This is a genomic window from Nocardia sp. NPDC003979 (genome assembly GCF_053605015.1).
On record NZ_JBSGIJ010000004.1, the window covers coordinates 330,185 to 352,351 of the forward strand.

General features: G+C 69.0%; 14 protein-coding genes. 2 read left to right on the top strand and 12 right to left on the bottom strand.

The window, feature by feature from the left end:
- Positions 1-25: 25 nt before the first annotated feature.
- The 8 genes from ACWEVR_RS11240 to ACWEVR_RS11275 form a co-directional block, all read right to left on the bottom strand.
- Positions 26-3,469 carry a hypothetical protein gene (locus ACWEVR_RS11240; protein WP_452466804.1) on the bottom strand — a complete coding sequence of 1,148 codons (3,444 nt, stop codon included), beginning with the start codon at positions 3,467-3,469 and terminating at the stop codon, positions 26-28.
- Positions 3,462-5,549 (bottom strand): WD40 repeat domain-containing protein, encoded by a 2,088-nt coding sequence (locus tag ACWEVR_RS11245; RefSeq protein ID WP_452466805.1) that lies wholly within the window; start codon positions 5,547-5,549, stop codon positions 3,462-3,464. Before ACWEVR_RS11245 ends, ACWEVR_RS11240 begins: the two co-directional genes overlap by 8 nt.
- Positions 5,546-8,419: a hypothetical protein gene (locus ACWEVR_RS11250; RefSeq protein ID WP_452466806.1), complete on the bottom strand. Its 2,874-nt coding sequence runs from the start codon at positions 8,417-8,419 to the stop codon at positions 5,546-5,548. The genes ACWEVR_RS11245 and ACWEVR_RS11250 overlap by 4 nt, the downstream gene beginning before the upstream one ends.
- Positions 8,420-8,445: 26 nt before the next feature.
- A complete protein-coding gene (locus tag ACWEVR_RS11255) occupies positions 8,446-9,669 on the bottom strand; it encodes a peptidoglycan DD-metalloendopeptidase family protein (protein ID WP_452466807.1) in 1,224 nt (407 codons plus the stop codon).
- 22 nt (positions 9,670-9,691) lie between these two features.
- A complete protein-coding gene (locus tag ACWEVR_RS11260; protein WP_452466808.1) occupies positions 9,692-11,659 on the bottom strand; it encodes a trypsin-like serine peptidase in 1,968 nt (655 codons plus the stop codon).
- Between the two features lie 104 nt (positions 11,660-11,763).
- Positions 11,764-12,543, bottom strand: a complete 780-nt coding sequence (locus ACWEVR_RS11265) for a M12 family metallopeptidase (protein WP_452466809.1) — start codon at positions 12,541-12,543, stop codon at positions 11,764-11,766.
- A gap of 98 nt (positions 12,544-12,641) precedes the next feature.
- Entirely contained in the window at positions 12,642-13,217 is a 576-nt protein-coding gene (locus ACWEVR_RS11270; protein WP_452466810.1) for a TerD family protein, read from the bottom strand.
- 132 nt (positions 13,218-13,349) lie between these two features.
- Entirely contained in the window at positions 13,350-14,030 is a 681-nt protein-coding gene (locus ACWEVR_RS11275) for a PAS and ANTAR domain-containing protein (protein ID WP_452467023.1), read from the bottom strand.
- 119 nt (positions 14,031-14,149) lie between these two features.
- Between ACWEVR_RS11275 and ACWEVR_RS11280 the strand changes: the two genes are divergently transcribed.
- Both ACWEVR_RS11280 and ACWEVR_RS11285 read left to right on the top strand, forming a co-directional pair.
- Positions 14,150-15,514, top strand: coding sequence for an MFS transporter (locus tag ACWEVR_RS11280; protein ID WP_452466811.1), 1,365 nt, complete (start codon positions 14,150-14,152; stop codon positions 15,512-15,514).
- Between the two features lie 124 nt (positions 15,515-15,638).
- Entirely contained in the window at positions 15,639-16,523 is an 885-nt protein-coding gene (locus ACWEVR_RS11285; protein WP_452466812.1) for a bile acid:sodium symporter family protein, read from the top strand.
- On the opposite strand, the gene ACWEVR_RS11290 is transcribed toward ACWEVR_RS11285, so the two are convergent.
- From ACWEVR_RS11290 to ACWEVR_RS11305, 4 genes are all read right to left on the bottom strand, one after another.
- Positions 16,524-17,993 (bottom strand): sensor histidine kinase, encoded by a 1,470-nt coding sequence (locus ACWEVR_RS11290; protein ID WP_452466813.1) that lies wholly within the window; start codon positions 17,991-17,993, stop codon positions 16,524-16,526.
- A 5-nt stretch (positions 17,994-17,998) separates the two neighbouring features.
- Positions 17,999-18,700, bottom strand: coding sequence for a response regulator transcription factor (locus ACWEVR_RS11295; protein WP_452466814.1), 702 nt, complete (start codon positions 18,698-18,700; stop codon positions 17,999-18,001).
- 104 nt (positions 18,701-18,804) lie between these two features.
- Entirely contained in the window at positions 18,805-20,829 is a 2,025-nt protein-coding gene (locus ACWEVR_RS11300; protein WP_452466815.1) for a glycosyltransferase family 39 protein, read from the bottom strand.
- Entirely contained in the window at positions 20,826-22,052 is a 1,227-nt protein-coding gene (locus tag ACWEVR_RS11305; protein ID WP_452466816.1) for a glycosyltransferase, read from the bottom strand. Before ACWEVR_RS11305 ends, ACWEVR_RS11300 begins: the two co-directional genes overlap by 4 nt.
- Positions 22,053-22,167: the final 115 nt, after the last annotated feature.

Sequence of the window (22,167 nt, forward strand, 5' to 3'; positions counted from 1 at the left end):
GGTGCGGGTAACGCCCGCACCTCTCTCACGCTCGGTACCACTCCGGGGGGATCGTCATCGTGGCGACGAAGACCGTGCGCATCCGCAATTCACCGGGTAGTTCCGCAGACTCCGGTCCCACGAGGTTCTCGGTTTCCCACAGGCGAAGGCGCAGGTGATCGGCGGTCGTGGGCAGCGTCAGCGGCGCGATACCGCCGTCCTCGGCCCGCTCGACCGTCGCGCCGACCGGCCGCCATACCGCGAGGCCCTGCTGTTCGGCCGGATCATCGACGACGAGGTCGACGGACTCGGGTGTGAGGCCCGCCGGGCAGGACTCCAGGCGCAGCTCCAGCCGGTTCAGCGGATTCGGTGACGTACCCGTGACACCGACGCGCAATTCGTTCCCCGACCGATCGACGACCACATGCCGGTCGGGCAGCAACGGCACCGCGTCGGTGACCACGATCGGCGACAAGCTCATGCCGTCGAGGCTGTGCCGCTGGTAGCGGGCCACCGCGAGCCGGACGAACGGGTGATAGGACTGATGTTCCTCCGGCACGGCGATCGCCACATCGGCGAACCACCGGTCACCTCCCGGCGACACCGAATGCGGTGCGACAGTGACGAACTCACCGAGCTCGGGGACGATCACCTCCTCCGGCTCGACGGCCGACGGGAACCACGAGGCCTGCGGGAACGACGGCAGATCCGGTGTCCCGAACAGCGGGTCGCGTCCGGCCCGGCTCACGGTGGCGGCCACCGTCGGGGTCGGATTGGCGGTCGGCGCGAGCACCACCGCCAACTGCTCCCCCTCGCCCGTTTCGTACCAGGGGCGTGCGACCTCGACCCGAATGCGGCCACTGTCCCGGCTGAATTCGAGTCGGTCCGCTCCGGCCCTCGCGACGTGCGTCGCGAGGGCGGGTACGACCCCGAGTACCGTCGGTGCCGTGGGCCGGGCGCTGGAGACGATGACGACCGGGGCTTGCGTGCGGGCGACGGCGAAGTCGGATTCGGGATCGGTTGCCGCGAAGTACTGCCGGTAGCGGCTCGCCGCCTCGAGTGTGTAGGTGATGGTGCGGTGGCGGGTGTCGCCGAATTCGTGCCTGAACCGCACCGACGGCATCTCGCCGGGCTCGACGACCTGACTGTGCAGGTCGGAGTGTGTCCTCGAGGTGTGCGCGGCGGTGGCGAGGGCGCCGGTGTCGGTGACATCGGTCCAGGCGGCGGAGAACCCGAGCCGGCCGGTGCTGTGCGGATCGAGACCCGCGTCGGTGAACAGCGGGGTGAGCAACGCGGTCGGGTCGTTGGGTTCCCGATGGGCGGCGCCTTCCGGTAACTCCCAGACAGGTTCGCGCAGTGGATGTTTCACCGCGTGCACCACGTCGACCCGCACCGGTGGCGTGACGGCGGGATTGCGCCCGAGCTTGGTGCTGTCGGGTGAGATCGTCGGTTCGCCCGCACCGCCGGCGAGCGCGTCGCTGATGGCCAGGTGGTTCGACAGTTCACCGTCCAGGGTGGAGCTCAGCTCGATCCTGGCCTGTTTGCCCTTCGCGAGCCCCACACTCAGCACGTCACCGTTCCAGCGGACCGCGATCGGTTCGACACCCGGATTATCGTGCAGTTCCACCGCTTTGGGCGCGTGCTGCGGCCATACGGGTGACCAGGCGCTGTGGTCGCCGATGGGCGCGACGAGCCCCGCCTCGCCTGCCCGCACCTGGGCGCGCACCCCGCTGGCGACCGGATCGGGCAGGCCGGCGCCGCTGCCGTCGGTGTCCATGGCCCGCTGGGCGAGCTGGAAGGACTCCTCGTCGGTGCGTTCGTCGAGCATGCGGTGCTGTTCGATCAGCGACAGCGCGGCGGTGGGTGCGCGCAGGACCCGCGTATCGCGAACCGGGTAGTCCGGGTTCTCGGCATGCAGGTCGGCGACGCCGCGGTCCACATCGCTGCGGATGACCAGCCGGGTGACCGCCGCACCAGGCGCGAGCGCGGCGGGACCGTGCACCTGTGGCGGCGGCACCGGGTCGTGCCGCAGATAGCTCACCGCCGTACTCGCCACGGTTGCGTCGTCGAGTTCGGCGGCAGTGAGCCCGCCACCGGCCATATCGGCGATACGCACCCGCACCTGATACAGGTCGGCGAAACGCAGCGCGGGCATGCTGCGCGGCGGCACCGAGTAGTTCCAGGTGAAGTCGAAAGGCAAGGGCTGCGCGGGGTTACGCGCAGGGCCGCTCGTGTCGCCGCGCAGGTTGGGCGACGGAAGCGCGAGGCTCCATCCGTCCCAGCGCAACACCACCTCGTCGGCACGCAGCTGCCCGTCGGCGCCGCGAACGGCGGCGAACGGCTTCACATGCCCCTCTTCCCGGCCCGCGACGATGTCGACACCGTTCACGCGGTAGCCGGCGTCGCGGGCGCACACCGACAGCCACGGGGCGCCCTCGCGCCGGATGTCGACGCGATAGCCGAGCACGAGGTCCTCGGCGGTGAACACGGCGTCACCGAGGTCGCGGGATCGTCGCGCACCGGCGCCGCTGCGCGCGCGGTACTCACGGCCGCGACCCGGCTGCAACAGGGTGATGCCGCTGGAACGGACCGGTGGCAGCACCGGATGCGCCGGGGCGTTGACGGCGAAATCGTGGGCGGCCTGGCGGAAACCGTCGGCGCCACCGTCGATGTCGAACGTCGCGACGGCCCAGCGACGCGGCGCGGCGGGAGCGGCGGGGTCGGTGAGCGAGACCGAGTCCGACAGGTCGAGCATGCCCGCGCGGATGCCGGAGGACGCCGCGGGATCGGGTGCGGGCCGGAAGCCGGTCGTGGTGAGTTCGTAACGGGTCCACGGTGCGGTGACCAGGTTGCGCAGGAACGGCGGATCGATGCAGCGCACACTCAGCAGCGCGGTGCCCTCGGCCAGGTCGGTCGCGGAACATCGGAGTTCGAAGACGAGGCCGAGTTCGAGCAGCACCGCCGGATGTTCGCGCAGGTTGGCGACCGTGCGGTGGAAGTCGGCGACCACCGGCGGGGGTGGTTCGTTGTCGTCGGAGACGGGTGGGGTGGCGGTGCCGTCCCAGGTGGCGAGTTGCTCGCGCACCGCCGCCTCGGTCTCCTCGGGTGGGCGTTCGGCGCCGGTGCGGGTGACGGTGCGCAAGGTCGCGGCGACCTTCGTCGCGGTCGCCGCCGTATCGGACACCTGGGGCGGGCGCACCGTGCGGTCCTCCCACTGGCGCACGAAACCCGCTTCGCCGCCGAAGAATTCGTGCCACAGCTCCGAACGCGCCCGCGCGACCAGGCGCGGCGCCGTGGCGACGACCCGCTCCCCCGCGTCGGTGCGCACGCGCAGTTCGAAACCCGTCTGGTCGTTCAGCAGCGACGGCCAGTCCGCGAGCCCGAAATCGACAAGGGTGCCTTCGGCGAACCTCGGGACGACCAGCACCCGCAACGACAGTTCGGCGCCGTCACGACCGGACGGCACTGCCACCCAGAGCATTTCACTCATCGTCCACCTCGTACACGCGTGCGATGTTGTCGGTACAGGCGCCGACGACCACCCGGCCGTCGGCGCCCGCGGCCAGCCGGCTCATCGGCATGGGCTGCAGGAACCGGTCGATCTCCCGTCCGGTGGCCGGGTCGAGCACCGCGACGACCGGGTCGTCGGCGGAGACGATCAGGGTGCCGTTCGCCGCGAACACCAGGTCGTTGACGGTGGCCCGCGCGGTGAGCCGGTGCACGAGGACCTCCCGTTCGCCGTCGATACGCCACAGGTCGACGACTTGCCCGCGTGCCGTGGCGAGCAGCCCGGCATCGGGTGCGAGCGCGAGCACCGTCACCGGGCCCGGATGCTCGATCCGCAGGCGCCGCACCCCGGTCGACGCATCGATCACCAGGGTGCTGCCGTCCTCGCTCGCGGTGACGAGCGTGTTCGCGCGGGCACACAGTCCCCGGATCTTGGCGTCGTGTTCGAACGGTGGATGCGCTTCGGTGCCGGTCGTCCCGGCCAGGATGCGCGCTTTGCGATCCAATGCCGCCGTGGCGACCCAGGCGGCCGCCGGACCGATCACCACGTGGGTGACGGCGAGTGGATGCTGATGCGACCACAGCTCGGTGACATTCTCCGGATCGGCACCCGGTATCCGATCGAACAAGCGGGCGGTGCGGTCGGCGCTCGCGGTGGCGATCCGGGTTCCGTTGTCGCTGAAGGCCACCGCGTTCACCGCCCCGTTGTGGCGCGCGGTCCACCGGGCACCGGTCAGCGTGTCGAAGTGCCTGCACCGGCCGTCACTGCTGCCGGTGACCACGCCGTGTCCGTCGGGGCTCACCGCCACGGCACCGATCGGACCGGGGTGCACCCGTTCGAGCATCAGCTCACCGGTCGCGGCGCGGAAGACGACGAGTTTCGCTTCGGCCGCGGCGGCGACGATTCCGGCCGCGCCCGCACTGGCTGCCACCGCGCCGATTCGGGCGCCGCAATCACGTCGTGACCGCGCCGGGGTGCCCAATTCGTAGACCCGGACGGCGCTTTCACCGCCGGTGACGAGCCCGGCGCCGTCCCCGGTGACCGCGAGGTGCCATACGGTGTGCCCCGGATCCGACCAGACGACCGACTCGCCGGTGGTCTCGATGACGCTCACCCCGGCCGGGTCCGTCGCGGGCGGGATCGCGACGTTCACCGCGAGCCGCTCGCCGCGCGGCAGGAAGGCACCGGCGAACGGACCGTTCCCCGGAACCGGCAGTGTCCTGCGCACGCCCCCGTCGACGACCGACAGCAGAGCGATGTCGTTGTTGCCCACGCGCACAAGGGTTTCGCGACCGGGGCTGTAGAACAGGCTCTCGAACCAGGTGTTGATGTTCGCCAGTTCCGGTGCGTCGACGGCGCCGCGCGCGACAGCCGCACCGGTCGCGTCGACCTCGAGTTCGTAGGTGGTGATGGTGCCCCAGGTGGCGCTCGCGAAGATCACGCCGTCGCCGCCGGGGGTGAATTCGGCGGCCGACGGGATGTTCGTGTGGTCCCCCAGCTGCCAGCGCGGCGTTGCCGTCGTCAGGTCGACCAGCGACGGGCAGCCCGTGCACAGCAGCGTCGAGTCGGACCGGAATCGGGGCCGGGTCATGGAGTTTCCCTGCCGGTAGAGCACCGCGCCGCTCGCCACGTCGAACACGATGTTCTGCGCGAACTCGCCGCCCGCACCGTCGTCGAGTATCCCGATGAGGGCGAGCCGGGTGCCGTCCGGACTGAGTTCGAGAAACCCGCCGCCCCGGTGCGACCACACCTCCTCGCCGCTCGCGGTGCGCAACAGTGACACCCACCGCTCCTCGGCGTCGTTCACGCCCGTGAACACGAAGGACTCGCCGTCGGTGGTGAAGACCACATCGAAGCACCTCGCGCCCGTCTCGCTCCAGAGCACCTGACCCGTGGTTCCGTCGAGCATGCTCGATCCCGGTGTGCCGCCGCCGTCGTTTCCGAACAGCGACCACCCGGTGCCCGCGAACACCCGCCTGCCGTCGTGACTCACCGCGACCCGGCTCACCGAGTGGGTCAGTGCCACATCGGCGACGATCCGGAAGTGTTCGGCTTCGTTCATTGCCCTACTCCTGCGAACGCGGCCCGGTATTCGAGCCACTGAGCCAGTGCGGTGTCACGGTCGCGCAGCGCCGGTCTGCGGGCGGCTCCGCCCGCGAGCACCCATTCGCCGCTGTCGATTTCCACGCTGTCCGACCAGAGGGTGAGGTCGACCTCGATCACCAGGGTCGCTCGGCCGACGAGGGCGTTACGTTCGGATCGGTAGGTCAGCGACAGGCACAGTTCGATCGAGACGCTGATCAGCCCGAGCACCTCGACACAGCCGCCGATGCGCAGGTACCCGCACAGAGTCACCGCGCCGTCGGATTCGAGGGTGAACCGCACGCCGCCGAGCGCGTGCACCTCACCCGAGGCGACGACGAAGTCGACGGCGACGAACGCGCCGAATTCCAGCGCCGCCTCGAAGCGGCGCAGACCGTCGCGATCGAGCTGCATCTCGAGGTAGCCGCCGCCACCGAACATCATCACCGCGAGCTGGAAGGGGTTCGCCCGGCTGGCGAAACCGAAGGTGAACCCGACCGGTCTGCCGTCGAACGGGATGTCGACGGCAGAGGTGAGGGCGATATTGCGCATCACGAACGCCCCGGCGGTGACCGGTGGCAACGGCATGGCGTAGCGGACGGTGATGCCACGAGCGCTGACGTCGAGCATCTTGCCGGTTTCACCGAGCTGAACCAGATCCTGGAGTTCCTTCAGCAGATTCAGGGCGCCGACGAACTCGACCCGGAGGCCGTCGACGGCGACCTCGGGTGCGGCGGCGCCGCGCTGGGTGAAGGTCAGTGCCGCGAAACTCAGGCGCAGCACCCGCTTGGGACCCGGCGGTAGTTCGAGGGTGAATTCCTTGACCGTGCACTGGTTTTCGTTGCGGTCGGGTGCCACGACGATGCTCAGGTCGAGCCGGGTGCCCGGTCCTGCGACGAACGTGCCGACCGACCGCAGGGCGATATCGCGCCAGTTCATGTGGACTTCCGGTGGTGCGCCCACCCGTGGTACAGCGGTGATCTCGGGTGGTAGTCGCAACTGGGTCACCAGGGTGCGTAACGGAAAGCCGAGCAGCTGGGCCTGATCCGAGGGGAATAGGGCGGCCGGGTCGATGAATCCGGTCGCCGGGTTGGGCAGTGCCCGCAGATTCACCGGGCCGAGCGTGCGGGAGATGGCGTCGGCGACATACTTGGGGGCGAGCAGACCACCCGAGCGTGCGGCGTCGCCGGCGAAGTCGATATCGCGGGCCTGATCGGGCAGCATTTCCAGCAGTATGTCGGCCGCGCCGTCGCGTAAGTAGTTCTCCGCCAGGCGAACCGAGGTGAGGCGATGGTCGCCGCGCAGCACGCGCAGTGCGGGTAGAGCGATGTCGAGCTGGGTGAGTCCGGCGCGGTACCCGTCGGCCAGGGCATGTTGCGCCGAGCCGGTGATGGTCAGGCCGTGGACCTCGTGGATGTCGCCGCGGCCACGGCCACCTGCCCCCGCCAGATCCAGGGGTGTCGGTGCGACCGACACCGCGACGCTGCCGTAATCGTCTCGAAGCCGTTGCGCGAGACCGGGGTCGGTGAGCGAGGTGCCAGCGCCGAGGTCGATCTCGGCGACGAATAGCAGCGGCATCCCGAAGGTCAGCACACCGGTCGAGGTGACGCACCGGATCGGGAACCGCACCGGCGCCCCGGCCGTGGTGGTCGGCTGGAAATGCGTGGCCTGCTCGCCCACTCCGGGCAGGCCGGTGAACTGCCAACCCGGACCGGCGTTGGGCGAATCGAGGTCGGTGAACGTCGTCTGTTCGATCTCTACGGTGCCGAGTGGGAACCGGCGGCGCAGCGCGGCGTCCTCGGGTGGGTGGCGCACCGGTTCGAGAACAGTGAGTACCCCGATCCGCCGCAGCACCGCCGCTCCGCCCGCCGACGGGTCGAACTCTCTGGTGACGACCTCGAGGTATTCCGCTCGATGTCCCAGCGGGTACAGCACACCCTCGAGTCGCGAGCGCACCAGCATGTCCCGGCCGAGAACGGCGCGTTGCTCCCATTCGAACGACGTCCAGGCGCCCTTCGCGTGCAGGGTGCCCCCGAGGGTGCTCAATTCGAGACGGGACACGGTCGCCGGGCTGGTCGCGGTCTCGGCCACGAGGCGGGTGCGTACCGCGCGCGGAGTGCCGAGGGTGTTGTCGGGCCCGAATTCGGGGTCGATGGTGTTCGCAATGTCGTGGTCGACAACGCGCACCGCCAGCCGCGCATCCGAAAGAGCCACTGCCTCGGCTGTTTCCGCGTCGACCAGCCTGGTGCGCCAGAGCCCACGCACCCCGTCCGGCGTGGTGGCACCGGTATGTCGGCAGACGACCGATCCGTCGCCGGACCTGCGCGTGCCACGCCCGTCGGGCCCGCCGGGCCCTCGGTCGGAGGCGGTCACGGATGCTTCCGGCAGTGGCCCCGCACCGGGTAGCGCCCCATCGATTCGGCCCGCACGGCTGCGGGAATCCCCTCGCACCACCCTGCTACCCGGCACCAGGATCGTGCGCCAGGGAATCTCGATGGCGGTTGCGCCCGAGTCGACTACCAGTGGCACGTTCATCACGGCATCCAGAATTCCCTGGACAGTCAGAGGGATTCGCTGCCCCGATGGCACCGCCACGACGATCCGGCTGGGCCCGGCGAGCACCGCCCGCCATCCGGGAACCAGGGCTCCGGTCGTCCCCGCCGCCAGGGTCACCGGCGCGTCCGAGAACGGCGGCGAGCACTCCTCCCCCACATGTTGCGGCGGGAACAGCACGGTGAGCCGGGCGTTGTCCTCGGCGGTGAGCATGCCGGTGCCCTCGGGGACGCATCCGGTCCAGCTCACCCCGAGCACCAGGTGATCCTCGGGACGGATCAGCAGCACGTATCGCATCGGTCGTCCCTCCGCAGACCCGTGCGCTAGCCGACCGGCACGGACTCGGCGGGCCCGGCCCTCATACCCTCACCCGGCGCCGATCCGTCCTGGGCGAAGGTCACCGTCACCACCGACCCCGGCTCGGAAGTCTCGAGCGCGAGAAACGTCTGGTACAGGTCGACGCCGACATACTGGCCGCCGGGCGCACCACCGATGATCTCCACCAACGCGAGATGCAGATGCGGCGGAATACCGCCGAATCCGAGCACCGTGCCGAGGAAGTCGCCGCGCGAGACCGTCGAACCCGGTCCGAGCCCCACGGGCACATCGGTGAGGTGGGTGTAGAAACCACCCATCATGTCGTTGAGCGCGCGCATGAAAATCTGTGCGCCGTAGACCTTCCCGCTGTCGGCGGCCGGGTTGTGCGGGGTGAAGCGGGTGATGTGACCGTCGAAGGCGGCGAACACCGGTGTGCCTGCCACGCCGCCGAGGTCCATGCCGTACTCGATGTACCAGTTCGGTCCCTGATGCCCACCCTGATGGGGTCCGCCGTGCGCCTGGGTGTAGCCGGACGGGTCCACAGGGGCGGAGATGTCGACGGTGAACGCCCCGCGCGGGAGCGCACGCGGACGCCGCACCCTGCGAAACGCCGGCAGCTGAGCGGCGATCTCGGGTGGCACCTCTTCCGAATCCCAGGCCAGGCCGGCACCGGGCACCGCCCCCTCGATCTCCTGGATCTTGTCCTGCACCACCCGCATCTGGTCGTCGTCGAGATCGCCGAGGCGGGTGTCGACGGAGATGCCGAGCGCGTTCGCCACCGCATGGGCGTAGGTGGCGGGGTCGTTGCCGTCGGAGGCCGGAGCGTAGCGGGCGAATCCGTCGAGGATGGACAGATCTCGATACGACGCCGAGCGCAGCAGCTGCGCGATCGCGAAATAGCCGGCGCCCCACGAGGGGAAGACCAGGAAATTGTGCCAGTTGAACTTGCCGGGATACTGACCGTAGTCCGGGCCGCCCGGCACACCGGTGATATTGCCGGGATTGTTGTTCAGCCAGGCGAAACTGCCCTCGTGATTGCGCATGTGCGGTCGGCCACGGGCGATTTCGTCGGCATGGATCACGTAGTGGAAGATCTCCTTGCCGTGCCCGCCGTAGTCGGTGGGATCGTGCGGGTTCGTGCCGGGAAACCATTGCGCCCTCGGAATGTTCTTGTCCGTCGACGTCCGGCCGTTCCAGTACCAGACGTGGTCGCCGAGTTCGAGTGTCATGGTGCACCTGCCTTCGTGAGAGTTATGCGGACAGCGCGCCACCGATGGTGGCGGCGACGGCGGCGTGCGCGAGATATTCGGCGATGTCGTGCGCGCGTTCCTTCGGGTTCTCCACCGGGACCTCACGCAGCCCGGCACCCCACGCCTGGCTCAGCGGGCAGCCGATGGCGATGGGGTCACCCGCGTACCAGGTGTTGAGCCACTCACCGACGCGCTCGGGCCGGTTCGCCCCACCGGTGAGCAGTTTGCGGTAGACCCCGTCGAGACCGAGCGGGCTGCCCGCGGTGACCAGCATGCGCACGGTCACTTCCTGCGGCAGCTGGGTGAGCAGATCGAGGGCGACCACGGTGCCGAGGCTGTGGCTCACCAGAACCAGCTCGCCGCCGCTCGGCACGTCGGCCAGCACCGCGTCGAGCACGCCCTTGCGGACCCGTTCGTCGTCGAGGTAGGCCGCGACGTCCTTGAAGATGGCGCCGATGAGAGCCGAATCGAGTCCGCTGCGGGCGGCGATCCAGCCGAGCTGGTCGTGCAAGCGATCGAGTAGTACCGCACCGAAACCGCCGAACAGTTCGCGCGTCTGCGGGTCGGCGGGCAGGTCGGTCGGCATTCCCGCGCGGTGGGCGGCCTCGGCCACCAGGTCTTCGTAGAGGGCGGGGCCGGTGTCGACGGCTTCGCGGGTATCCATGCTCTCGACGAGGCGGTCACCGTAGAACGGGAAGTAGACGTCGGCGGGGTCGACCGGGCCGAGACCGGCCAGGGTGAGTCCCTTGTTCAGCCCGGCGGTCCAGGTGCGGCGCAGTTCGGCCGGGTCACGCCCCTGCTGACCGCGGCCGTGCAGGAACAGCACGCTGCGGCCGGCCGCCCCGAACGGTCGTCCGCGCAGCCCACGCACGGTGCTCTCCCGTACCGGAACAGGCTGTGGCACAGCTCTTGTCGTGGTCTCGACGACGGGCAGCGCCGCAGTGGGACCGAGCTCGTCGAGGAGTGCGCGCTGGGCGGGATCGAAGCTGCGCGAGCCCAGGTCGCGCAGCAGCACGCTCACCCGGGTGCCCTCGTTGGCGATCCACTCGATGGCGTCGTCACCGTCGCCGCGCTGCCACAGTTTGCCGTCCTTGCGCAGCACCCGGCCCTTGTCGTCCTTCTTCGGCACCCCGGCGTGATGCAGGGCGACGATCTCCCACTGGTCGTTGAAGACCGGCGAACCGGAGTTGCCCGGTTCGGTGTCGGAGTGGTAGTGCAGGAAATGCTCGAGCTGCAGGTCGAGCCGGTTGTCCCGGATCGAGATCTCCTTGAGCCTGCCCGAGGGATGCCCGACCACGTTCATCGCCTCGCCGATGACGATCTTGCCCGGCTCGGCGATCAGCTTGTTCCACCCGAACTCCCCACCCGGGAACGAACCGTCGGCGTTCGGCGCGACCCGCACCAGGGTGTAGTCGAGGTGCTCGCTCGTGACGAACAGATCCTCGGGCGCCAGCCGGTAGTGCACCGTCGGGCCGGGGACGTTGTTCGCCGCCACCTCGGCCCCGAACTCGACCACCACCGACGCGGCATCCGCCACCGTGGGCAGCACGTGGTTGTTGGTGAGCAACAGCTGCGGCGACACCATCGACCCGGTGCCGATGGGGATATGACGGCCGTTGTCGTTCAGCGAGATCCGGGCGACGGCCTGCGCCGCTCGGGCACCACGGGTCAGGAAGTTCACCGCCTGCAACTCGTTGGCGAAGCCGATCACCCGCTCCAGGGAGCCGATGCTGTCGACCGGGTCGTGCCTGCCCAGCTCGATCACCGCGGTGGCGGGCACCTCCCCGGTGACGAGCAATCGGTCGGCGCGAGCGACGATCTGCTCTTTCGTGTCGACGACAACCGACTCGGTGGCGGCACGTCTGCGTTCCACCTCTTCGCGTTGCTCGGCCGTGTCGGCGAACCGCCGCGATGCGGCGTCCATCTGTTCGCGCCATGCGTCCGTACGTACTTCGCTCTCGGTATCCATGGGGTCACCTCGCCCGGGGAGTGTGTGCTGGTGTTGTCAGCGTGGGCGCCTGAGCTGGTGGCGGGCACGAGTAGTGCACCACTCGAATTCCGCGCGCCCGCCGTTCAGCCGGGATAGATGGCGTGGACGGCGGCTACGTCACCGGATGAGAGCGCGGTGCGCTGGCCCATGCCGGTGCCGGGTGGCAACGGCACGCGCGCGACGATGGTCGGGCTGCCGTCTATGCTGAAAGCCGTTGGGGGGTAATGCATGATGGAGCCGAAGTCGTAGCCGCCGACATCGTCACCGTCGGTGATGTGCTGGGCGAAATTGTGGCGGTGCGCGGGGTCGACATGCGCGAGGCGCACCTCGACGAAGGCGTCGCGGTCCTGTCGGCTCTGTTCGTGCCAGAGCCCGAGCGCGTGGGCCATCTCGTGCACGACGGTGCCCACCGGGGCGGAATCGGCGAGCTCGATCGTTTGCGGACCGCCCTGCCTGCCCACCGCGGACCGGCTCGCGGTGCTCGGAACGAATCGTACGAAGTCCGGGTGCTGGGCGGTGCGTGGGACGAAGCGGATCCTGGTTCGCTCGTGCCACTGCGCGACCGCGTCGTGCACGCGGTGCGGGGCGGGCAGACCCGGATCGATCTCGAACGGCACCACCGCGCCCGGCCAGCGGAAGAATTCGCCGGTGACAACGATGCCTTCGAGTCTGCGGCGGTCGTCGATCTCGGCGAGCGTGCCGAGCACGATGTCGCCCTCGAACACGGCCAGCTCGTCGACCGCGGCGTAGCGCAGTTCGCGCACACCGTGTCCGACGCTGCCGATCGGGGTGGCGCCTGCTTCGGGGCCCGAGCGGAATTCGCCGGTGGCCTCGGTATGGGTGAAAGAGTTCTCGATGGTCATGCGCTTCAGCGTGCGGCGGCGACACCGCCTTCGCGCGCGTAGCGCACTACCCGATCAACCGCCCGGGGCCGCGGCGCGCGGCCCCGGTGCGGGCGGAATCAGAGGTTGACGCCGAAATCGCGGGCGATGCCCTCGAGACCGGAGGCGTAGCCCTGGCCGATGGCACGGAACTTCCATTCGGCGCCGTTGCGGTACAGCTCACCGAAGACCATGGCGGTTTCGGTCGAGGCGTCCTCGGACAGGTCGTAGCGGGCCAGTTCCTCGCCGTTGGCCTGGTCGACCACGCGGATGTAGGCGTTGCGGACCTGGCCGAAGGACTGGTTGCGGGTGAGGCCGTCGTAGATCGAGACGGGGAACACGATGGAGTCGATGGTCGGCGGGGTGTTGGCCAGGTCGACGTTGACGACCTCGTCGTCGCCCGCGCCCTCGCCGGTGCGGTTGTCACCGATGTGCTCGATGGAGCCTTCGGGAGACTTCAGGTTGTTGAAGAACACGAAGTGCTTGTCGGAGACGACCTTCTTGTCGGCGCCGAGCGCGATGGCGCTGGCGTCGAGGTCGAAGTCCGTGCCGGTGGTGGTCCGCAGATCCCAGCCGAGACCGACCGCCACGGCGGTGAGGTTCGGCGCCGCCTTGGTCAGCGAGACGTTGCCACCCTTGGACAAACTGACACCCATACCGATTACTCCCATCGATCAACGCGGCACAGAGGGCGCCGACGATTCGCACACTAGCACTGCGTGGCGACGCGGCGACGGCTCGCCGGGAACCCGAAAAAGTCTGGTATACAGCCGGATTCCGCTCCCGGATCAGGCCTGACCGACCCGCTCGTGCGCGGTCAGCAGCAGGTGGTCGAAGCGGGTCCGGCAACCCGGCACCTGGGGTTCGAGGCCGCGGGCGTCCGCGACCAACTGGGCAGCGAGGTCGCGGAGTTTGGTGTTCGTCTCCTGGGAGCGCCAGCGCAGCACTTTGAACGCCTGGTCGGGGCCGACGCCGTACATGAGGACGAGTACACCCTTGGCCTGTTCGATGGCGGCGCGCGCCTCGATCAGTTCGGGCAGTGTCTCGTCGAGGGTCTCCTTGCGTTCCTCTTCCAGACGCTGGGTGACGTCGATGTAGTAGCCGGTGGTGCCGATCACGGTGCCGTCGTCGTCGATGAGGTGGTCGCCGACGATGATCACCTCGTGCTCGGCGCCTCGGGTGTCGATGATGCGGTGCCTGCCGCAGACCGGCTCGCCCGCGTCGAGGGCGCAGGTGATCGCGGTGCCGAGATCCTGCTGGTCGTCGGGGTGCTTGTGCGACAGCAGCAGCTCGGTGGTCGGCTCGACCTCACCGGGGCCGTAGCCGTAGATCTCGGCGAGCTCGTCGGACCATTCCCAGCGTCCGTCGGCGAACCAGAACTGGAACGAACCGATGCCCGAGCAGGCCTCGGCGCCGATCACCTGGCTGATCGCGGTGACCGCGTCCGGTACTGATTCTTCACTCAACATCACCTACGAAGTATCCCCTATCGCACCCGGTCAGGGAGCTATCGGGCTCGAATCCCCGGATTCGATACCTATACCCCCTAGGGGTTTACTTTCCGGCCGCGAAGTCGTACCTTCAGAGCATGATCACCTCGCTGTTCGCCAACCGCGACTATCTGCGGCTCTTCACCGCCCAGATGACGGCGCTGTTCGGCACCGGATTGACCACGGTCGCACTCGGTCTGCTCGCCTACGAACTGGCGGGCGCCGACGCAGGCGCCGTGCTCGGCACCGCGCTCACCATCAAGATGCTGGTGTACGTGACCGTCGCCCCGATCGTCGCCGCCTATGCCGATCGGTTCCCGCGCAGGCTCTTCCTCGTCTCGCTCAATGCGGTGCGCGGTGCCGTGGTGCTCGCGTTGCCGTTCATCGATCAGATCTGGCACATCTACGTACTCATCGCCGTGCTGCAGACCGCCTCGGCGGCCTTCACGCCCACGTATCAGGCGGTGATCCCCGACATCCTGCCCGACGAACGCGACTACACCCGGGCGCTGTCGGCGGCCCAGCTGGCCGCGACCATGGAGACGCTGCTCAGCCCGATGCTCGCGGCGGCGGCGCTCACCCTGATCAGCTTCCACTGGCTGTTCGTCGGCACCGCCATCGGCTTCGTGGTCTCGGCCGTCCTGGTGGTGTCCACCAGGATCCCCGACGCGGGGGCGACCACCGGTGGCAGTTTCCGGCAGCGGATCGCGGTGGGAATGCGGATCTTCGCCGCGACGCCTCGACTGCGTGGGCTGCTCGGGCTGAACCTGGTGGTCGCGGCGGCGGGGTCGGTCATCATGGTCAACACCGTCAACTATGTGCGTGACACGCTCGGCGGTTCGCAGACCGGTGTCGCGATCCTGCTGGCCGCCAACGGTTTCGGCACCATGGTGGTTGCGCTGTCGTTGCCGCGGTTGCTCGATCGGGTCGGTCCCCGGCCGGTGATGCTGGGCGGTGCGGCCACCCTGATGACCGGGCTCGGCGGGGCCGTCGCGCTGTCGAACGCCGCGGCGGGACAGTGGCGCTGGATCGCGGCAGGCGCCGTGTGGGCCGTGATCGGGGCAGGCACTGCCGCCGTCCTGACCCCGACCGGGCAGATTCTGCGGCGGTCCTCGCAACCCGCCGACCGGGCCGCGTTGTTCGCCGCGCAGTTCTCGCTGTCGCACCTGGCGTGGTTGCTCACCTATCCGATCGCCGGATGGCTCACCACCGCAGCCGGTTTCACGACTACCTGGCTGGTGCTGCTCGGGCTGGCCGCCATCGGTACCACGGTCGCGCTGCGGTCCTGGCCCCGTCACGACCCGGCCGAGATCACCCACCTGCACGAGATCGGAACCATCGACCCCGCTCGCCTGGCCGATGCCGTTCGCATCACCGACCGGCTCTACCAGCACACCCATCCCTACGTCATAGACGCAGCACATCGACGGTGGCCGCGCGACTCGCACGCCCTCGCCGCCTGAGACCTGCTCATGGACTGTCGCCACATCGCTGTCCGACGCTGCCCGGACCCGGGTTCGTTCGAACAGCGGTGTGGCGAAAGCTGTTGCCGCCTAAGGTAGGGGTTTCCGCGACGATCGGTGGTGCATGAACTCCTCGTTTCTTTCCACGGCTCTGCCGCCGGCGCTGGCAGTCATCATGTTCGGGCTCGGCCTGTCGCTGACCGGGGCCGATTTCACGCGGGTCGCCCGCGCGCCGAAGGCCGTCGCGGTGGCCCTGGTGTGTCAGGTGATCGTGTTGCCCGCGGTGGCATTCGGGTTGGTGATGCTGTTCGACCTCGAGCCGTTGCTCGCGGTGGGGATGATGCTGCTCGCCGCCTCGCCGGGCGGGGCGACCGCGAATCTGTTCAGTCACCTGTTCCGTGGTGACGTGGCACTGAATGTGACGCTCACCGCGGTCAATTCGATGCTGTGTGTGGTGACCGTCCCGGTGGTCACGAATCTGGCCGTCCACCAGTTCGCCGAGAACGAGACGGGCCAGTTGGGGCTGCAATTCGGCAAGACCGTGCAGGTGATCGCGATCGTGCTGATCCCGGTCCTGATCGGCATGCAGGTGCGGCGGCGGGCGCCGGGGTTCGCGGCCCGGATGGACCTGCCGGTGCGCATCGCGTCGGTGCTGATCCTCGCGGTGATCGTGGCGGTCACGATGATCGCGGACCGGGCGGCGATCGGCGGCTACTTCCTCGATGTCGGCGCGATCACCATGGTGTTCTGTGTAGTCAGCCTCACCACGGGTTACCTGGTGCCGCTCGCGTTCGGGGTCAGCCCGCCGCAGGCGATCGCGTCAGCGATGGAGGTCGGCGTGCACAACAGCGCGATCGCCATCACCCTGGCGATCACCGTCCTCGACAGTGCGCGCATCGCGGTGCCCGCCGCCGTGTACGCCGTGCTGATGACGCCGCTGGCCACGCTGTTCGGCGCGCTCGTCAGCCGCCGGGCGGTGCACCGGGAGCCTGCGCCGGTCGCGGCGTAGTCAGCGCATGTCGCGGGGCAGCACCACGGTGAACGTGGCGCCCCGACCGGGCGTGCTCTCGACACCGACGCGCCCACCGTGGGCCGCGACCAGCGCCGCGACGATCGACAGCCCGAGACCTGAGCCTCCGCTGGACCGTGTGCGCGAGTCGTCGGTGCGATAGAACCGTTCGAACACGCGTGACGCGGCCTCGGCCGGCAGACCGGGCCCCTCGTCGACGACATCGATGGCGACCTCGTCGTCACCGGGGCGCAGACGCACGGTGACCGGGGTTCCTGGCGGAGTATGCGTGAGCGCATTGCCCAGCAGATTCGCCATGACCTGTCGCAGTCTTGCCTCGTCCCCGATCACGACCATGGCCCCGTCACCGGCGACTTCCAGTTCGATCGCGCGGGCGACGGGCTGTCCGGCGTCGCGGGCGTGGGCGTCGTCCACCGCGTCGCGCGCCAGGGCGAGCAGGTCGACGGGCGCCCGCTCGAGGGGCCGGTTGGCGTCGAGATCGGCCAGCATCAGCAGGTCACCGACCAGGCCACCCATCCGGATGGACTCGGCCTCGATCCGGCCGAACAGGGTCTCGGGGTCGGTGCGGTGCCCGTGCCGGTACAGCTCGGCGAAACCCCGGATGGTGGTGAGCGGGGTGCGCAATTCGTGGCTGGCGTCGGCGACGAACTCACGCATCCTCGCCTCGGAACGCCGCGCCGCCGCCTCGGAGGCCTCGGTCGCGGCGACGCCGTCCTGGATCCGGGTGAGCATCACATTCAGTGAGCGGGCGAGATGGTCGACCTCGGTGTCGACACCGCGCACCGGAACACGGCGGTGCAGATCGCCGTCGGCGATGGCGGCCGCTGTCTCCTCCACCGCGCGCAACGGGCGAAGGCTCCACTGCACCACCAGATACCCGACGACGCCGAGCAGCAGCAACGCGGCGACGCCCGCGACGAGCTGCACCAGAAGCAGGCCTGTGATCGTCTGCCGGGTTTCCGACAGCGACAGCCCGACGGTGACCGAGCCATGGCCGTTCGTGGTGGTCAGCACCCGCCAGTCGGTGTCGGGGCCGCTGCGGGAGCCGACCGTGCGCGGGCCACGCGCGTCACCGGTGACGTCCGGCAGTCCGGACGAGCCGTCGGTGGCGCCGGGCGACTCGAGATAGACCTCACCATCGGGCCCGGTGCGGATCTCGGCGAACCGGCGCGGCTGCTCCCCTTCCATCGGCACGACGTCCGGTGCGTCGGCGGGCACCCAGTGAGTGTTGCCCGCCGAGTCGGTGACCTGCTTCATCGCTCTCGGTTGCGCCCAGGTTCGCGCGGCATCGATCAGCTGTTCGTCGACCCGGTCGGTGAGTGAGTTCGACATCACCGAGGTGACCACCACTCCCACCGCGGTGAGCACCACCGTAGCGAGCGCGAGCAGCATGAGCACCAGCCCGACACGCAGTGGCACAGCGGCGAAACGCCGTGCGACCCGAGCCATAAGGCTCACCTCGGTTCCCGCAGCACGTACCCGACGCTGCGCAGCGTATGGATGAGTTTGGGGTCGGTGGTGTCGATCTTGCGCCGCAGATACGACACATACGACTCGACGATATTCGCGTCACCGCCGAAGTCGTAGTGCCACACGTGATCCAGGATCATCGGCTTGCTCAGCACCTTGCCCGCGTTCACCATGAAATAGCGCAGGAGCGTGAATTCGGTCGGCGACAAGCTCACCGGCTCCCCCGCCTTCCACACTTCGTGACTCTCGTCGTCGAGCTCGATGTCGGCGACGCGCAACCGGGGATTCCGTTGCGGAGCGACCGCGCCCGCACGGCGCAAAATCACCCGGATGCGGGCGATCACCTCCTCGAGACTGAACGGTTTGGTCACGTAGTCGTCGGCGCCGAGACCGAGACCGGTCAGTTTGGCCTCGGTCTGGTCACGGGCGGTCAGGAACAGCACGGGTGCCTGGACACCGTCGGCGCGCAACCTGCGCAGCAGGGTGAAGCCGTCCATGCCCGGCATCATCACGTCCACGACCAGGGCATCGGGGCGGAAGCGGCGCGCGGCGTCGAGCGCGGCCGCACCGTCGGCGGCCGTCGCCACCTCGAAACCCTGGAATCGCAGGCTGGTGCTCAGCAGCTCGACGATCATCGGCTCGTCGTCGACGACGAGGATGCGGGCTTCGGGTGGTTCGACGGTCATGGATTCAGCATGGCTGGCCCACCGCACACGGACCTGGAAGGAAACTGGGCGTTTCCTGTGAACGGGGTACGCGACGGCCTCGTGGACGTCGCGTACCCCGCCGTTCAGCTGGTCAGGTCGTAGACGGTGACGCCGTCGACCTGCACGGCGGTGAAGTTCGCCGCGACCCAGGCGGTGATCGCATCGTCGCCCCGCGCTCCTGGGCCACCGCCGCCACCCGCGATGAAGTAGTGGATCCGGCCGTCGGCCACGTACTGCCCGAACTGAGCGAGCGTAGGGAACGGGTCGCTGCCGTTGAACCCGCCAAGCGACATCACCGGCAGTTCGGTGGCCAGCTGGTAGGTGGCGGCCGAGTTCGAGCCGGTGGCCGCCGCGATCCAGGTGTAGTCGGCCGCGTCGTCGGTGAGCAGCGCGATCATCTTGTCGCTCACCTGGCTCGCTCCGCCGAGGAAGCCGCCGCCGTTCGGCACAGCATTACCGACACCCCCATCGGGCGCAGTTGCCTCGGCCGTCGCGCCCGGGACAGCACCCGGAGCAGAACCGTTGCCGGGAGCTCCGCCTGCGGGCGCGGTGCCGCCCATCGGCGCACTGTCGCGACCGCCCATTCCTCCTCTACCGTCCGGCATTTCGCCACCGGGCCCGGGCATGCCCCGTCCGCCACGGACTTCCGGTCCCGCACTGGGAATGGATCCTGTATTGACCGAGGCGATGGTCTCGGCGGTGTAGGCGGCGGGTCCGCTCAGTGCGACGGTCCCGGCGAGCAGCGCCGCGAGCGCCGACCGTTTCGGTGCGGGCGGCAACAGCAGCGCGAACGCCGCTCCGAGGCCGCCGATCAGGATCACCCATCGCAGCCAGGGCACGAAATCGCTGGTGCGCGAGAGCAATACCCAGGCCGTGGCCGTGGTCACGCCCATCGTCGCGGCGGCGCATAGGCGAGCCGTCATCCGGGCGCGGTGCTGCCAGAGCAGGACAGCGCCGATCGCGGTGAGCGCGGCGACCGCAGGCGCGAGGGCGACCGTGTAGTACTGGTGGAAGATCCCCTTCATGAAGCTGAAGACCAGCCCGGTCACGAGCAGCCAACCGCCCCAGAGCACTACCGATGCCCGTCGCAGATCGGTGCGCGGTACACGGCCGTAGAAGACCAGTGCCACGACGGTGAGAATCAGTGCGGCAGGCAGCAACCACGCGATCTGCCCGCCCTGCGCGGAGTCGAACAAGCGGGTGATGCCGGTCTGGCCCCACATTCCGTTGCCACCGGCGGGAAGTTCACCACCGGGGCCGACGCTGCCCGTCTCGTCACCACTGAGACGACCGAGGCCGTTGTAGCCGAGGGTCAGCTCGATGATCGAATTGTTCTGGGAGCCACCGAAGTACGGTCTCGAGTCGACCGGCCACAACTGCGCGATCAGCACCCACCAACCCGCACCAACCACCATCGCCGCACCGGCGGCCAACAGTTGCAGCAGCCGGGTGCCCAGCTTCGGCGGCCCCGCGAACAGGTACACCAGGGCTAGTGCAGGCAGGACGAGCAACACCTGCAGCTGTTTGGCCAGGAAGCCGAATCCCATGAACAGCCCACACAGCACCAGCCAGCGCCAACGCCCGGATTCGGTGGCCCGCAACATGGCCCAGGCCGCGGCGATCATCAGCAACACCAGCAGTGCGTCGGGGTTGTTGAAGCGGAACATCAACGCGGCCACCGGTGTCAGGGCAAGAGCGAGACCGGCGAGCAGACCGGCCGCCGCACCGTGGTAGCGGCGAACCGTCGCCCACAACAGCGCCACCGACGCGACACCGAGCAGCACCTGCGGTGCCAGCATGCTCCAGCTGCTGAATCCGAATATTCGCGCCGACAATTCCATCGGCCACAGTGCGGCGGGTGTCTTGTCGACCGTGATCGCGTTCGCCGCGTCCGACGATCCGAAGAAGAACGCCTTCCACGACACGGAGCCGGCCTGCACGGCGGCCGCGTAGAACGAGTTGGCCCAGCCGTTGGCGGTCAGGTTGCACAGGTAGGCCACCGCGGTACCGATCAGCAGCACGGCCAGAGCCGGAAATTCCCACCGTGGTCGGGTCAGCGGGGTGTCGGCTACCGGTTCGGCCGCCGGCTTCGTCATCAGCGCGGTCATCGGCGATCACCCGCACCACGGAACACCCAGCGGAGCCCGACGAAACGCGCAAGCGTCGCAACGCAATTCGCGACGACCAGCACAGCCAGCTCGAGCTGCACCGACGCGCCCGCCGCCCACCGATGCAGCGCGAACAACGACCCACTGGTGATCAGCAGACCGAACAAGAAGATCAGCAGTCCCTGAACATGGTGCGCCGCACGTCTTTCCGGGCCCCGGATGCCGAAGGTGAAGGCGCGATTGGTCGCGGTGTTCGCCACCGCCGTCACCAGCAGGGCGAGCAGATTCGCCGCCTGCGCGCCGACGGTCGGTTGCATCAGCAGATACAGCACCACGTAGGCCAGCGTCGACAGCACTCCGACGACGGCGAAACGCACCAGCTGCCCGACCATGCCCACCGGCACACCGGGGATTAGTGGTTCTCGCCCGATCGCGGCCCGCAGCTCTGCCACCGGGAGGCGCCCACTCGCCATCTCCCGGCCGACCCGCCACATCCCCAGCAGGTCCTTGCGGGCGGTGTCGACGATGTCGACGCGGCTGTCGGGATCGTCGATCCAGTCGACGGGCACCTCGTGGATGCGCAGCCCCGCCCGCTCGGCCAGCACGAGCACCTCGGTGTCGAAGAACCACTCACGATCGCGCACCAATGGCAGCAGCTCGCGCGCCACCTCGGCACGCATCGCCTTGAAGCCGCATTGAGCGTCGGAGAACCGCACCTGCAGGCAGGTGCGCAGCAGCAGGTTGTAGCCGCGCGAGATCAGCTCCCGTTTGGGCCCGCGCACCACCCGGGCCGACGTGGCGAGCCGGGAGCCGATCGCGATATCGGAATGCCCCGACATCAGCGGCGCCACGAGCGGCAACAGGGCATTGAGATCGGTCGACAGGTCGACGTCCATGTAGGCGACCACCTGGGCATCGGAGCTGCTCCACACCGAGTGCAGCGCCCGCCCCCGGCCTTTCCGGTCCAGGTGCACCACCCGCACGCCGTCGAGTTCGGCGGACAGATGTTCGGCGATCAACAGCGTGTTGTCGGTGGAAGCGTTGTCGGCGATGGTGATGCGCGCGCTGAACGGGAACCCCTCACGCAGGAAGGCGTGCAGCCTGCGCACACAGTCGGCCAGGTCGTTTTCCTCGTTGTAGACCGGGACGACCACGTCCACCCCGGGGGCGGTGATCACCTCGGTCACGGTTGCCGCCCAGGTGGCGGTCTCTGTGTCGGTCATGACACCGACAGTGACCGGCGAAGCTGGCGCACACCTGCGTCTGACCTGGGAGGTTCCTGGACGCCTCGCGCGTGGGCCCACCGAATGGCGAGGAGTGCCCGGAATAAGAGGGTTC